This window comes from Pseudoalteromonas sp. HL-AS2 (genome assembly GCF_031198805.1).
GTDB lineage: Bacteria > Pseudomonadota > Gammaproteobacteria > Enterobacterales > Alteromonadaceae > Pseudoalteromonas > Pseudoalteromonas nigrifaciens.
Genome location: NZ_CP133571.1, coordinates 2,290,170 through 2,305,475, shown reverse-complemented (window position 1 = coordinate 2,305,475; position 15,306 = coordinate 2,290,170). Strand labels below are relative to the sequence as shown.

The following is a 15,306-nucleotide window of genomic DNA, read 5'->3' as shown; positions in this document are numbered from 1 at the left end:
CAACGTCCGTAGTTTGCTCTTTTGCGGCATTCGTCTAAACACGTTTTGGGGCAGAAACGAGTTTGGACTTCCAGCTTTAACTAGACACTGGCTTATAATCTTAAAGTACAAAACGGAAATAAACTTCCGGCTATTAAGCTTATGTTGCTATGTTTAAGAAGCAAACTTCCGTTTCTAGAGTTTCAAAGGTAGTTATCGGAAACATACTTCTGTTTTTTATAGCGTTAACTTAGATAGCTATATGAGCAACTTTTCGTGGTCTTATTTGAGCGAAAACCAATCATTGAGATTGGCTGTATATAAGAGTTAATTAATTTCCAAACTGTGTCGTTCGTGCATATATTCAAGTAGACGGGGTACGCCCGTATATTGCACCATTTATCTCTACTCAAAAGTTTTAGAAAACATAGAGATAGTAATACTTCGGGTTATTTGCTAAAACTATTTAATGTAGAAGTGAGCGTGGCGTTGGCAGGAGTATATGTGATGAGCGAACTAATATTAAATTATCATTAGATTTGAAACCGAAGCTAGAATGAGCATGGATAATAAAGTACTCGAAAATAAGCAGTTCATATGGAAAATGCTAAAATCAGGTAAATGGACTAAAGAGCATCTTCTGTCGCTTAAATTTAAAGCTAATGACCAAAGTTGGAACGTAGCTTTAAAAGCAGCTCAAAAATGAAAGTATTGAGCCAGACGGAACTCGATATAACAACATGCAACATCGCTTTGAAAGCGTAAAATACTCAACAAAATGGCATTCTCGGGCTGGTAAATTTAGGCGAAAGTGATGAGGTTTTATTCTAACGCAAGCATCGGCTTGCAGGCTGGCTGCACTGCTTAATGTGTTTCCATCGTCCGCTTTAAATACTCAGGCGTACTTTGGCAAAGAGCGAGAAGCGGTCATTGGGATTGGCTAAATATAATTGTTTATTGAGCAGAATTTAGGTGTAATAGGTACATAGTTAACGCTGAGCAATACAGGGAAAGCTTAAACTATAATAGGTAAGCCGGTTTAGCTAGAACCTAAAAAGCAAATTCCCACAACATAAACACCACCAACGTTGACACATCGAGCTGGTAGGGCCTCAGCCAAACAAGCTCTTATGCAACACAAACAGCGTGTCGCATAAATACTAAAATGTTAGCTGTCTGAATTCACATTGGAGAAACAATTGAAAATATCAGAAATAAGCTCTCTGGATGATATTCAAGAGTACAAGAAGGCATCAAATCTTAGAGACGATATACAAAAACTTATCTTCCCGCTTAAAACTGAAGCGAGTAGTGATGAAGAACTACTAAGTATCGTTGAGTTTCTCAAAGTAAAGTGGTTAGGTTTTAAAGAGGGTCCATTTGTTTCAAGGCAAGCTGAATTTATTTATTATTTATCACAGCTAGAAGGAAAACAAAGAAATAGAGCTATCGGTATTACAGATGAGCATTACGAAGATACTACTATTGCCAGAAAGTGGTACAAGGAAGTTTCGCAACTAGTTCATCCTGACAAAGGTGGGGATGCAACGGCCTTCAATGTTTTGAGGAAACTATATGAGGTAATGGTTGATGTGAAGGAAGATGAAGATGAGTGATGAAAAAAATCTTCCAGTCGTACATTCTGCTAAAGATCTAACTATTATCTTTCCTGAACAAAATAAGCATATAAGTGATACAGAAGCGGAAAAGAACAGAAGCCTTATTACAGATAACGGTGCTTATACCAGTGATGGTAGAGCTTACATAGATAAAAATGCATTACCTCACTTATTGGCGACTGATAAAAAAGGTGCTAATCGTTTTTTCAACAATCTGGAAGATGATGATAAATTAGAATTAGGCAATCAAAATCTGGCTTCTATATCTTCTGTAAACAAAGAGTTATCTGAGCGGATTCAAGAGCCAAGAGATACCCTAAATAAGGAACGTCTTCGAGATTCGGAAGCTTGTATTAATGCCTTCCGAGATGCACCTGAACTAGAAAAATCTCGCGAAGTCGAAGAGTCAAAAAATAGAAAAGAGCAGTCTAATTTGAAAGCAAAAAAAATTAAGAGTGAAAACATAACTTCGTGTCAACTGACTGGAGATCAATTAGAACCTGATGCAGATGCGCATCATATCGAACGGCAGGCCGATAACCCAAGAAGAGCAAGAGATTTGAGTAATATTGTTGTAGCAAATAAATCTCCTCATCGCGAAATTCACGCGGCGGGCGCAGAATCGTTAGAAGAGCTTTCCGCACTTTGTGCTGAGAAGGGTTGGAATGATCCAACAAAAGGCTAACAAGGCGCTCGATTATGATGGCAATGTCTACGTCCAACCATTAATTCTGTATTGATACATTAAGGTTTTTAAAGCCTTAATTTATCAATTTTTATCCATTCAACTATTTACCTAAATCTAGACCTACTTAAAATAAAGGTGAGACTTTAGTTAATAAATCTCAATTTAAGTGGCACAGGCCAGGTTGTCAACAAGCCCCTGATTTTATCAATCTGATGTCAATCTTCACGAAAAAATAAAGTGTCAAAGCAAATTCATACGTTTATCGGTTATGTTGTTAAAAATAAGGCATTAAATTGCTGTCAATTAATAATACAGTTTGACATTAACAAAAATTTTTGGCCCGATAGCCCTGCAACCAGTATTGCAACTAACAAGGTGAAAAGTAAAATGTGAGCGTGTACTTAGTTGAAGTAATAATATTAACCTCACAGTTAAATTCGAGATTAATATTATTCAAATACGTAAATACTAACTAAGATGCTTTGCTAAATAGTCGACCAATAACCTTATTTTTGGCGATAAGTGACGATTATGAGGGTATATGGCCCAAATGCCTTCATCAGGCACCCGATAGCTATCTAATAAGGTAATTAGTTCACCACTTTGCAGGTGATTTTGCACGTAGTAATCGGGCAGTTGTACTATTCCTAATCCTTTTAATGCTGCATCCGCTAGGCTATAGCCACTGTTGTATCTTAGCTTACCGGCAACGCGAATGTTTTTTTCTTTTCCCGATTCCATAAAGTGCCAATAATCAAGCGTGCCTAGTAGGCAACTATGTTTACTCAGTTCAGAAATTGCATGTGGTATGCCGTGTTTTTCCAGATATTCTGGCGATGCGCACACATAACTGGTTCTGGTTCCGAGTTTTTTTGCCATCATTGACGAGTCGGCCAGCTTACCAATACGTATAGCTAAATCGTATCCGCCTTCAACTAAGTCAATTTGTTGATTACTCAAGTAAGCAGAAACCGCGACCTCACTATATTGCAGCATAAAGTCAGAAACCAAAGGCAGTACTTGCTGCTCTCCATAAGTTACCGAAGCCGTAAGTTTTATTTTACCTTGGGGCGTTGTTTGTAAATTAGTTATAGCCCGCTCTGCAGCATCTAAGCCATCAAGCACGCTGCGGCAATGCTGATAAAACACTCGGCCTTCTTCAGTTAACGACACTTTGCGCGTAGTACGATAAAACAGCTTCACATTCAGCCGGTTTTCGAGCGCACTAATTTGCCTGCTTACTTGCGCTGTAGATATTGCCATTTTTTTTGAGGCTTGCGTAAAGCTGGCATTTTCAGCAACGTGTACAAATTCACTAATACCTTCCCACTGCATGATTGTTACCTATATGTACAAGTTAATTTCAAAAATAGCATATTATCATTTTTACAGAAACAAATATAATAGCAGCCATCAACACAAACATGCTGTGAATAAGTTAAATCGTCGATATAACGTTATCGACATTAATACAACAGCTCGCAAAATAAATAGGAAAAAATATGAGTTGGGTATTTTTATTTTTAGGTGTTATTGCAGAAGCAATGTCGCATGTGGCATTAAAACAAACAGATGGCTTTACTAGGTTACTGCCCAGCATAGTGGTGTTATTGGGCCATTTGGCTGCGTTTGTTTTTTTAGGCCAAGCAATGAAAGGCATGCCTGTAGGTATTGTGCATGCGATGTGGGCAGGGTTAGCTATTGTTACCGTTACGCTACTATCTACCCTTGTATATAAACAGCATTTAGATCTATCCACTTGGTTAGGAATGGCATTGGTGGCCATAGGCATTGCAATGATTAACCTATCGCAAGGGCATAGCCATTAATTGCTTTAAAATGAATAGCATAATTCTAAGCCAAAAATAATATGCAGCAGCGCATTATTAAGGTAACTGAACTAAACTAAAATACGTGTTTACGTTCATTTATATTAAATAATTTATTAATTAAGAGAGAACGAGATGTCAGATAAGTTTATAAAATCGAAAGCCGCTATAGCATGGGGTCCAAAACAGCCTTTATCTATCGAAGAAATTGACGTAATGCTGCCGCGCAAGGGCGAAGTATTAGTTAAAGTTATTGCCTCTGGAGTTTGTCATACCGATGCTTTTACTTTGTCTGGCGATGATCCTGAAGGGATTTTTCCGGTTATTTTAGGCCACGAAGGCGGTGGTATCGTTGAGCAAGTTGGCGAGGGCGTAACGAGTGTAAAAGTTGGGGATCACGTTATTCCTTTATATACACCAGAGTGTGGCGAGTGTAAGTTTTGTTTATCGGGTAAAACTAACTTGTGTCAAAAAATTCGTGAAACTCAAGGTAAAGGCTTAATGCCTGATGGCACCACTCGTTTTTACAAAGACGGACAGCCAATTTTTCATTATATGGGTTGTTCAACTTTCTCTGAATACACGGTATTACCAGAAATTTCGTTAGCAAAAGTTAATAAATCTGCACCATTAGAAGAGGTGTGTTTATTAGGCTGTGGTGTTACAACCGGTATGGGCGCGGTAATGAATACAGCAAAAGTTGAAGAAGGCGCAACAGTAGCCATATTTGGCCTTGGTGGCATAGGCTTGTCGGCAGTTATTGGTGCAACTATGGCTAAAGCGAGCCGAATTATTGCTATAGATATTAACGAAAGTAAGTTTGAATTAGCAAAAAAACTAGGCGCTACCGACTTTATTAACCCTAAAGACTACGACAAACCAATTCAAGATGTAATTGTAGAGTTGACCGATGGCGGTGTTGATTACTCGTTTGAGTGTATTGGTAATGTTAACCTAATGCGCTCTGCGCTAGAGTGCTGCCATAAAGGCTGGGGTGAGTCTGTGGTTATTGGTGTTGCTGGTGCGGGGCAAGAAATTTCAACCCGTCCGTTCCAATTGGTAACGGGTAGAGTATGGAGAGGCTCAGCATTTGGTGGGGTTAAAGGTCGCAGCGAATTACCTGATTATGTAGAACGTTATTTAGCGGGTGAATTTAAGTTAAGTGACTTTATTACCCATACAATGGGACTTGAAGATATTAACGAATCGTTCGATTTAATGCGCAGAGGCGAAAGTATTCGCACTGTTATTCATTTCGATAAATAACGATAAACAGCAGCACTATGGTTTAATTAAACCATAGTGCTTTTTTTGTTTAATTTATAGTTACTAATAAACAATCCATCAGTTTTAAAAAAAGTAGATCCAGCCAAAAACACTTCAAAATATATAAGCATTGTTTTTAAATTTCTTTACCGCCGTGTGTTTCGGCTAAATCGTCAAGCTCTGCGACTGTGTAGTCAAAATCACTCTCGTCATAGTCATAATTAACCTTTACGCAATTGCCGCCATTAAATAATTTTGTTTTTACATCATTAATGGGCCAATTTTTAAGTAGATGTATAAATCGGTTGGCAACTTGAGAAGATTCAAAACGATAGCTAATTTCTGTTTTCATAAATAATAAGGCTCTGGCTAGTTTAACCCCCGTAGTTTGTGCATTTTTGTGAATTAGTCAAGTTTCGGTTACAAAAAATAAAGAGTAAACATGTAATTTTTATGTTTCAATTGATGTGTTAATTGCAGTAAGCACTGTTGTGCTTTAATTAAAGGTGAGAACAAATTTACATGTACTATAGAACTTTTTTACTAGCAAGCTCTGCTTTGTTTATCAGTGCTTGCGGTGGCTCTGGCTCAGATGAGACAGCAGTTATAAGCACAAATAAAATCCCCTCCCTATCAATAATCAATATCAAAAACGATATAGTTAAAGGTCAAACTATTGATTTAAATGCAACAGTTGGCGATGCCGATGGCGTTATCAGTAGTGTTGTGTGGGAACAAACTGCGGGGCTTAAAGTACTTAATGCACCTGTAAATGCCAGTAGTATCACTATTACTTTACCAGATGCGCAAAGCCATGCAGCAATGGAGTACGCTTTTAGCGTAACGGCAACCGATAATGAAGGGGCTACCAACGTTAAAACTGTGAGTTTTGTTGCGCGTAATAGTATGGATGAAACTGCTGCCGCACGTATATTACAGCAAGGCAGTATGGGCCCCACATTAAGTGAAATACGCCAAGCTCAAGGGTTAAGCGAACAGCAGTGGCTTGAGCAACAAATGGCGTTACCAATTAACTACCATCGTGGTTATTTAGTGAAAAGCCCTGATGAAAACAAATTTCAGTATATTAATAGGATTGATGCGTGGTGGAAGGGGGTGTTGCATAGCGACGATCAACTACGCCAACGTGTTGCCTTTGCATTGAGTCAAATATTGGTTGTATCGGATGCAAGTAGTAATGTAGGTAATCAGCCCGAGGGCATGATCACTTACTACGATATTTTGCTTAAACATGCTTTTGGTAACTATAGAGAGCTACTAGAAGACGTAACGCTGTCGCCAATTATGGGTACTTTTTTAAGCCATTTAGGGAATGAAAAGGCAAATGATGAGCTTAATATTCGCCCAGATGAAAACTACGCCCGCGAAGTAATGCAGTTATTTACAATAGGCCTTGAAGAGTTAAATTTAGACGCTACTCCAAAGCTTGATGCGCAAGGTAATACAATTGCCACCTACGGTCAGGCTCAAATAGAAGGATTTGCGCGCGTTTTTACTGGGTGGACATTTGCAGCTAGTGAAACTTTTAAGAAAAAAAAACGTGATTATGTAAATCCAATGAAAGCGTTTAGCGAGTATCACTCTAGTAAACAAAAAACATTGTTAAATGGCGAAATTATCCCCGAGGGCTACGGACCAGAAGAAACACTGCAAATAGCGCTCGATAACCTATTTAATCACAATAATGTAGCGCCATTTATTAGTAAACAACTCATACAGCGTTTAATTACCTCAAACCCAACACCGCAATATGTTACCCGTGTTGCTCGTGTTTTTAATGATAATGGCGCTGGAGTACGAGGAGATTTAGCCGCGGTAATAAAGGCTATTTATTTAGATGATGAGGCACGCCATTTTGGCAGTGTTTTAAATTATCAAGGGAAACTAAAAGAGCCACTGATAACCACAATACAGTTTTGGCGAAATCTAGATGCTAAAACCGGTAACGGTTATTACAACACGTGGGGTTTATACAATACCTATGGACAGGGGCCAATGAAGTCGCCCTCAGTATTTAACTTTTACAGGCCCGATTACCAACCTGTTTATTTACGTAGTGATGGCTTAGTTGCTCCAGAGTTACAAATAGCAAATGACTCTACAATAATTGGCATAATGAATAAGCACTTTGCAGATTTAGTGTGGAATGCGGCTGAAGGAAAAACATCTTTAAGTCCAAAATTACTATACGTCTATATTAAAAACGATATGAACCATCTAAAAAATTATGGCATAGAGTCGTTACTTGATCAGTACAATGTGTTGTATTTTGCCGGTTCAATGAGCCACGAAACACGCCAGGCGTTACTCGATTTAAGTGCCTATTTTATTGATAATCAAGGTCGTCAGCGGGTATCGTATTTACTTTATATGATTGCTATTTCACCTGAATTTAATTTGCAGTATTAGGAGAGGCATAATGAGCATAAATAGAAGGCAATTTTTGTCATTATGTTTAAAAGGCGGGGTGTCGGCAGCGGCGCTAACCAGCTTACAACTTCAAGCATTAACGGGTTCAACAAATGCTATTGAATTGGGTGATTATAAAGCCCTAGTATGTATATTTTTATATGGCGGTAACGATTCACTAAATATGCTAATGCCGTTAGAGGGCGAGCAACGAAATTTGTATGAAAAAAGCAGGCAAAACTTGGCGGTTGCTTCGCCTATTGCGCTTAATACTAATTCGTCGTTTGCTGGTGGTGTAGGGCTGCACCCTGCGCTTGCACCCATGCAAAGTGTGTTTGATTCGGCTAACTTGGCATTTGTTGGCGGAGTAGGTACTTTGCTTGCACCAACCACGCTTGACGATTATAAAAATAAAGCAGTACCGCTGCCTCAACACTTGTTTTCACATAACAATCAACAAGCAGCGTGGATGTATGGTCGTGAAAAGGAATCGCTAAATAATGGTTGGGGAGCGCGTTTGCTAGAGCGCTTAAATCAGCAAGATCAGTTTGCTGCAAACATATCGCTCGATGGCACCAATCTTTGGCAAACAGGCGCGCAAACTAAGGCGTTTTCGCTTAATAAAAGCGGTATCAGTAAAGTAAACGCTTTTGGCGGTTATCAGCCAAGAACTGAGCATGTAACCAATATTATGAACCGTATAATGGGTAATACGAATCATCCATTAACGGGTGCTTACGCTAATAGTTTTAATTCAGCGATTAGAAATACCCAAACAATGAATAGTGCGCTTGAAGCCGCCCCTGAACTTATTACCTCATTTAGCGATACAGGGTTGTCGAAGCAACTAGCTGCGGTAACTAAGGCGATTAGTGTGCAAGCAAAGTTAAGTACGCAGCGCCAAGTGTTTTTTGTTTCTATGGGAGGGTTTGATACACACGATAATCAATTGAATACTCACCCCGCATTGCTTAGCACACTAGCACAAGGACTTAACGAGTTTAATAGTGCGATGAATGAGCTGAATATGGCTGACAAAGTAACGTCGTTTACTATGTCGGACTTTGGCCGTACGCTAACATCTAATGGCGATGGCACGGATCATGGTTGGGCAGGAAACCAAATCGTTATGGGAGGCGCAGTTAAAGGCGCCAATATATATGGGGAGTTATTAACTCAACATTTAGGCGGACCACAAGATACCGGCCGAGGGCGATTAATACCAAGTGTTGCAAATGAGCAATATTTTGCCACACTAGCTAAGTGGTTTGGTGTTCCTGCATCAGAATTAGGTGATATATTTCCAAACTTAAGATACTTTAATCAGTCGACATTAGATTTTATGGTTTAATTCGTTATTAATGTAACCCAAATTCCATCGCAAACAGTATAAAACTGTTTGCGAATAAAAAATTCATGTAATGGAGTAAATTAATGAAAGTTTTAGTAAGTTTGGTGAGTTTAATCGCCTTTTTAATGGTTGTATTACCCGGGCCATTATATAAATTTGGTGTTGTTGAGTTAGGCACTGCATTTGCTGGATTTAGGTTTGGTGTTTACGTGGGGGGAGCTGCGCTTGTATTACTTTTGGTGCAGGTTATATTTATGCGTAAAACAGCCACTGTAAGTAGCACTGTAGTGGCTGTTATATTTGCGGGTGTTGCTATTTTTATGCCACTTAATATGATGGATAAAGCGAAAAGTGTGCCGCCAATTCATGATATTTCGACAGATGTAGTTAATCCACCAAAGTTTGTAGCTATTGCACCACTGCGTGCCGATGCGCCAAACCCAGTGGCTTATGCCGGGGCAGAAACGGCTGCGCAACAGCTTAAAGCTTACCCAGAACTGACTACCCTTAATTATGCTTACCCAAAAAGTGAGTTAGTAGTGGCTACAGTGCAAGCGATTAAAAATTTGGGTTGGGAGTTAGTTAATAGCGATGCTAGCCAAGGGATTGTTGAAGCAACCGAGACTACCACCTGGTTTGGTTTTAAAGACGATATAGTGGTGCGTATTAAAGATGAAGGTTCTCAGCGTTTTGTTGATATTCGTAGTAAGTCGCGTATTGGTCGCAGTGATTTAGGTAAAAATGCAGAGCGTATTCATACATTTGTAGATGAATTAAACGCGGTACTGGCAAAATAATTAGGGCAAACCTAAATGTTAAGTTACTAACAATTAAGTTACCAACAATCAAATGGAACCCAAGCGTACGGCTTGGGTTTTTTATCATCAGTTAGTGTTCACAGCTAAGCAAGTATACTTATTTGGTATTTATATTTTTAACATACTATGGAGTTATTATGAAAACAGTAGGATATGCAGCAAAAAGCCAAGGTTCAGAACTCACCGAGTTTTCTTTTGAGCGCCGCGATTTACGAGATAACGATGTAGAAATTGAAATATTATACTGTGGAGTTTGTCATTCAGACTTACACGCGGTACGTAATGATTGGGGTGGTAGTCGCTACCCGTTAGTACCCGGACACGAAATTGTTGGTAAGGTTATGTCGGTAGGTAGCGACGTTACAAAATATAAGCAAGGCGATACGGTTGCTGTTGGTTGTATGGTCGACTCGTGTAAAAGTTGCGATCAGTGCGATAATAACGAAGAGCAGTTTTGCCGTGAAGGCATGGTAGGCACATACGCAGGAACAGATCGTGTTAACGGCGATATGACCCAAGGTGGGTATGCTAAACATGTTGTAGTGCGTGAAGAGTTCGTACTCTCAGTACCTAAAAACTTAGAGCTGTCGCGTGTTGCACCGTTGTTGTGTGCAGGCATTACTACCTACTCGCCATTGCATAAGTGGGGCGTTAAAAAAGGCAGTCGTGTTGCTGTAGTTGGTTTAGGTGGTCTTGGCCATATGGCGGTTAAAAACGCTGTTGCTATGGGCGCAAGCGTTACGGTAGTTGGCCGTAGTGAGTCTAAAAAAGACGATGCCGTTAAACTAGGTGCCCAGCATTATTTAGTGTCGTCAAACGATGATGCAATGAAAAGTGCGCAGTCAGCCTTCGACGTTATTATTGATACCGTACCGGTAAAGCACGATCTATCTATTTACACACCACTGCTAGATATTGATGGTACACTGGTTATTGTTGGTCAGGTTGGCCCGGTTGATGAGCTAAGCACAGTGCCATTATTAATGGGGCGTCGCCGTATTGCAGGCTCACTTATTGGTGGTATTGCACAAACGCAGCAAATGCTTGATTTTTGTGGCGAGCATAATGTCTTACCCGAATGTGAAATGATCAATATTGATGAAATAAATACAGCTTATGAGCGAATGGAAAAGTCTGACGTTCGTTATCGTTTTGTTATTGATATGGCATCGTTAAGTGTTTAATTACACTTAGTAATTAAAAATAAAAAGAGCCGCAAATTAGCGGCTCTTTTTAGTTAACTATTAAGCCTCTTTTGCTACAAACGATTTATTGCTCATTTGTAAGTAGCTAAGTAACCACATAATAAACCCACCAACAAAAAGAGCAGCGGCAACATAGCCTGTTTGATTTGGCGCGGCACCTTGCGCAATTGCAATGCCTCCAACCCAAGGGCCAATTGCATTAGCAACATTAAAAGCACACTGTACTAACGCGCCTATCATGGCATGCCCATTAGGAGACACATCCATTAGTAAGGTTTGTACTAGCGTTGCTAAACCTAAACTGCAGCCAATAAAAAATATAACCCCATAAAGCAGCCAAATGTTATAGCTTGCGGTTACATAAGCAAAGGCAAATACAATAGTGCAAACCAGTACTAAGCCAGTTGTTTTAATTGCAGATTTATCTGCCGCTTTACCTAATACATAATTACCTAATGTTGAGCCAATACCAAACATCACCATAGCAATCGAAATGGTGTAGGGCGCTGTTTCGGTTACTTCTAAAATAGTATCGGCAACATAGGTATAAATACAAAATACTCCACCAAAACCAATAATTACAATACCCAAAATAGACCAAACCAGCTTGTTTTTTAATACTCCAAACTCATTAAGTAAATTAGATGGTTTAGTGTTTTCAATATTTGGCACAACTTTATATACAAAAATAAAAGCAATAAAAGCTAAAACACCTGCACCGGCTAAGCAGTAACGCCAGCTTAAGTTTTGCCCTACTAAAGTTACCACAGGTACGCCAACAATGGTGGCAATGGTCAAACCCATAAAAACTTTCGACATAAAGCTTGCACGCTTACCTGCAGGGGCAATTTCAGAGGCTAATAAAATAGCTGCACCAAAATAAGCACCATGGGGCAAGCCACTTAAAAAGCGAAACAATACCAATTGCTCAAGTGACGTTGCAAAAGCGCTTAAGCTATTAGAAATACACATTAAGCTTAAAAATATAAGCAACGCTTTGCGTTTTCTCATGTTTGCAGTAGTTAACATTAAAATGGGCGCACCAACAACAACACCTAAAGCATAAGCGCTTATAGCGTAGCCACTTTGCGAAGGCGTTGAGCCAAAAGTTTCACTGATCAGTGGCAGCATAGGCATCATCGAAAATTCAGATAACCCTAAAATAAAAGTACCGAGCGCAAGCACGATTAATATAGCTGTTCGGTTAAGTTGATTAGATGGCGGCGCTACATTAGCGGTCATAAAAATCCTTTGAGATTAATGTTTAATTCATAAAAACTAGGGCAACAAGCAAACTGTAAAGTGTTGTTGCTGCGAAAAAAGCAAAGAAGTGTTGTTGTAAATGCTGGGAATAAATAGGCGGCCATTTTAAGCCAAATAACATAGGGCGTCATCTATTAGCTGGCCGTTAAAGGTAAATTAATTACTTTAATAAAATCTTAATGTCGTGTGGTTAATTTAGAGAGGCAAATAACCTAATATAAAAAGATAAGCTTGGCTAAAAATGCTGATTATAGTTAATAAAGTGCGACATTATGTCGCGCATGCAAGTAAGGTGAATCCAGTATAATTACGTCATTAATAATAGCAGTCCAAAGAATAAAATAATGGCGCATAAAATAATATACCGTACACCTTACTTACTCTCACCTTTAGTGTTTTTAACAAGTGGGCTTTTATCTCCTTTAGTATTTGCCGACGATACATCTTTAGAAGTGATTGAAGTACATGGGGATGCTCAAAATAAACATTTAGTACTTGGCTCTACAGAGTCGCTATTAAGTGATTTAGGTGTCGATTTTTCAGCTGCTGGTGGCGTATCTAATTTACCTATTTTAAATGGTTTAATGGGCGACAGAGTAAAAGTATTAGTTGATGGCGCAGAAATAACGGCGGCATGCGCTAATCAAATGAATCCGCCGTTGTCTTACATTTCGGCGAACCAAGTTACGTCTTATCATGTGGTTGCCGGTGTATCACCGGTAAGTGCAGGTGGCGATAATATAGCAGGTGTAATAAGTGTTAACTCTATTGCACCGCAATACACTCAAAATAGCGATTTAGCATGGCATTCTGGTTATGTATCGGCAAAGTACAGCACTGCTGACAATGGTCGTAATTTTGGAGTAGGTGCACGTTTAGCAAGTAATACACTTAGCGTTAATTATCAGGGCTCGTTTAGTGATGCAAACAGCTATGAAGACGGTAACGGCGATGTAGTGCTTGATACGTTGTATCGCGCCCAAAATCACAGTTTAACCGCAGCTATACGCGACGATAAACAGCAGGTTGTAGTTAAGCTTAGTCATCAAAAAATTCCGTATCAAGGCTTTGCTAATCAGTATATGGATATGACAGATAACACCAGTTACGGGGTTACAGCGCAATACAAACGAGCATTTGCGAGCAGCGAGTTTGCAGGACAAGTAAATTGGCATAGCGTAAAACACGATATGGGATTTTTTAGCGCAGAAAAAATCGGCATGATGCCAATGAAAACCGACGCAGAAGATATAAGCAGCCAGTTAAAATGGCGTATAAATTTAGATAACGATAGCAGCATATTGCTAGCTCAAGAATATTACCATTATAGTATTGATGATTGGTGGCCAAGTATTACAGGCTCGGCCATGATGGGGCCAAACGACTATAAAAATATTAATAATGGAAAGCGTGAACGCATTGCACTTGTTGCAGAATATGAACGCCAAAATAGTAAAAAACTATGGTTAAACACGGGTGTGCGTATTGAAAATATAAATACCCAAGTAAGTGAAGTACAGGCATATAACACAGGTATGCACATGGGCGGTATGCATATGGGCGGTATGCATATGGGGCCAAGTGACGCTATAGCAGCAAATACGTTTAATGCAGGGAGTAGAAATAAAACCGATACTGTAGTTGATGCAAACGTATTAATTAATTACCAAATAACTAACGTTGATGAACTGCAACTTGGTATTGCTCGTAAAAATCGCGCGCCAAACTTATACGAGCGATACAGTTGGGGGGTTAGCAATATGGCAACCACCATGATTGGCTGGTACGGCGATGGTAATGGTTATATTGGCACCCCAGATCTTGGCGTTGAAACCGCACATACAATGAGTGCTACTTATACTAAATTGGCAAAAGACGACAGCTGGCGTGTAAGCACTAATATTTGGTATACCGATGTGAGTGATTATATTGATGCTGACATAGTAAGGAACTTTAATAGTTCAGGCATTGACGGTAATAGTCGCAATATTTTGCAGTTTACTAATGTAGACGCCATTTTATATGGCGCTAAAGTAGATTTAAGTGCCAGTATTTATCAATCTGAACAGTTAGGTCAGTGGCAGTTAAAAGCAAATATAACTAACACCCGTGGCAAACGCGATGGTAACTCTAGCACTCAGCCGCTTTATCAAATTAAACCATTGCAAACCCAGCTTGGTATTAGCCAGCAAGTTGGTAATGTTGAAAACTTACTTTTATGGCAATGGGTCGATACTAAAACGAGAGTAGATAACAACCGCTTTGAAAACCAAACCGATAGCTATCATTTAGTTAATTTAAGTTCTAAAACAGTGTGGGATGCATTTACACTCAGTGTTGAGGTAACAAATTTATTTGATCAGTATTACCAACTACCATTAGGTGGGGTTAGCATTGCTGGGTTTAAACAAGATAACGCAACCGGCTTTACACAATTAGCAGGACAAGGAAGATCATTAAATTTAGCATTAAGCTACGCGTTTTAAGGTTGAAACGGTAAATAGAAGGGCTATATAAATTTACTATGGCTTTTAAATTAATAGTTACCACTGTGGTAGTAGGTTATTGAGCGATACGCTACTTTTACCACAATAGATCCGTAAAAACTTAAAACAATAAGCGCCTAAAAGCGCTTATTGTTGCTCAGCTTCAGGTTCAGCGGTTTGCTCAGTTGTTTGTTCTACTTTTTCGTCAGTAAGTTTTTCAAGTTTTTCGCGCTCAGCTTTTGATACATAACCTGGCTTTTTGCTTTTATGTAATTTGGCATTGGTGCGCTTGTCTTTCTTTTGAAATTTAGTAACGATTTTTTTGCGACGGTTCATGTTTAATACTCATAATTTTAAGGCGCGCATTATATA

13 protein-coding genes are annotated in these 15,306 nt (G+C 39.2%); 9 read left to right on the top strand and 4 right to left on the bottom strand.

The genetic code is table 11. From position 1 onward, the window contains the following. Nucleotides 1-1,178: 1,178 nt before the first annotated feature. On the top strand, nt 1,179-1,595 hold the full coding sequence (locus RB215_RS10735; protein ID WP_197121743.1) for a hypothetical protein: 417 nt from the start codon (nt 1,179-1,181) through the stop codon (nt 1,593-1,595). Further along, nucleotides 1,588-2,283, top strand: coding sequence for a hypothetical protein (locus RB215_RS10730; protein WP_197121742.1), 696 nt, complete (start codon nt 1,588-1,590; stop codon nt 2,281-2,283). Before RB215_RS10735 ends, RB215_RS10730 begins: the two co-directional genes overlap by 8 nt. A gap of 471 nt (nt 2,284-2,754) precedes the next feature. Here the strand turns inward: RB215_RS10730 and RB215_RS10725 are convergent, their stop codons facing one another. Next, nucleotides 2,755-3,621 carry a LysR family transcriptional regulator gene (locus tag RB215_RS10725; protein ID WP_011328872.1) on the bottom strand — a complete coding sequence of 289 codons (867 nt, stop codon included), beginning with the start codon at nt 3,619-3,621 and terminating at the stop codon, nt 2,755-2,757. Nucleotides 3,622-3,788: 167 nt separating this feature from the next. Between RB215_RS10725 and RB215_RS10720 the strand changes: the two genes are divergently transcribed. Both RB215_RS10720 and RB215_RS10715 read left to right on the top strand, forming a co-directional pair. Further along, nucleotides 3,789-4,115, top strand: a complete 327-nt coding sequence (locus RB215_RS10720; protein ID WP_011328871.1) for a multidrug efflux SMR transporter — start codon at nt 3,789-3,791, stop codon at nt 4,113-4,115. 135 nt (nt 4,116-4,250) lie between these two features. After that, nucleotides 4,251-5,381: an S-(hydroxymethyl)glutathione dehydrogenase/class III alcohol dehydrogenase gene (locus RB215_RS10715; protein WP_011328870.1), complete on the top strand. Its 1,131-nt coding sequence runs from the start codon at nt 4,251-4,253 to the stop codon at nt 5,379-5,381. Nucleotides 5,382-5,517: 136 nt separating this feature from the next. Here RB215_RS10715 and RB215_RS10710 read toward each other — a convergent pair whose 3' ends face one another. After that, nucleotides 5,518-5,733 carry a hypothetical protein gene (locus tag RB215_RS10710; RefSeq protein ID WP_309216347.1) on the bottom strand — a complete coding sequence of 72 codons (216 nt, stop codon included), beginning with the start codon at nt 5,731-5,733 and terminating at the stop codon, nt 5,518-5,520. A gap of 170 nt (nt 5,734-5,903) precedes the next feature. On the opposite strand from RB215_RS10710, the gene RB215_RS10705 reads away from it, so the two are divergent. From RB215_RS10705 to RB215_RS10690, 4 genes are all read left to right on the top strand, one after another. Beyond that, nucleotides 5,904-7,811 (top strand): DUF1800 family protein, encoded by a 1,908-nt coding sequence (locus RB215_RS10705; protein WP_309216346.1) that lies wholly within the window; start codon nt 5,904-5,906, stop codon nt 7,809-7,811. Nucleotides 7,812-7,821: 10 nt separating this feature from the next. After that, a complete protein-coding gene (locus RB215_RS10700; protein WP_197108254.1) occupies nt 7,822-9,162 on the top strand; it encodes a DUF1501 domain-containing protein in 1,341 nt (446 codons plus the stop codon). 83 nt (nt 9,163-9,245) lie between these two features. After that, a complete protein-coding gene (locus tag RB215_RS10695) occupies nt 9,246-9,959 on the top strand; it encodes a DUF1499 domain-containing protein (protein ID WP_309216344.1) in 714 nt (237 codons plus the stop codon). A 158-nt stretch (nt 9,960-10,117) separates the two neighbouring features. After that, nucleotides 10,118-11,164, top strand: coding sequence for an NAD(P)-dependent alcohol dehydrogenase (locus RB215_RS10690; RefSeq protein ID WP_011328865.1), 1,047 nt, complete (start codon nt 10,118-10,120; stop codon nt 11,162-11,164). A gap of 60 nt (nt 11,165-11,224) precedes the next feature. On the opposite strand, the gene RB215_RS10685 is transcribed toward RB215_RS10690, so the two are convergent. After that, entirely contained in the window at nt 11,225-12,427 is a 1,203-nt protein-coding gene (locus RB215_RS10685; RefSeq protein WP_011328864.1) for an MFS transporter, read from the bottom strand. 365 nt (nt 12,428-12,792) lie between these two features. Between RB215_RS10685 and RB215_RS10680 the strand changes: the two genes are divergently transcribed. After that, nucleotides 12,793-14,934: a TonB-dependent receptor plug domain-containing protein gene (locus RB215_RS10680; RefSeq protein ID WP_309216342.1), complete on the top strand. Its 2,142-nt coding sequence runs from the start codon at nt 12,793-12,795 to the stop codon at nt 14,932-14,934. Between the two features lie 147 nt (nt 14,935-15,081). Here the strand turns inward: RB215_RS10680 and RB215_RS10675 are convergent, their stop codons facing one another. Continuing rightward, nucleotides 15,082-15,270, bottom strand: a complete 189-nt coding sequence (locus RB215_RS10675; protein WP_011328862.1) for a DUF2986 domain-containing protein — start codon at nt 15,268-15,270, stop codon at nt 15,082-15,084. Nucleotides 15,271-15,306 lie beyond the last annotated feature (36 nt).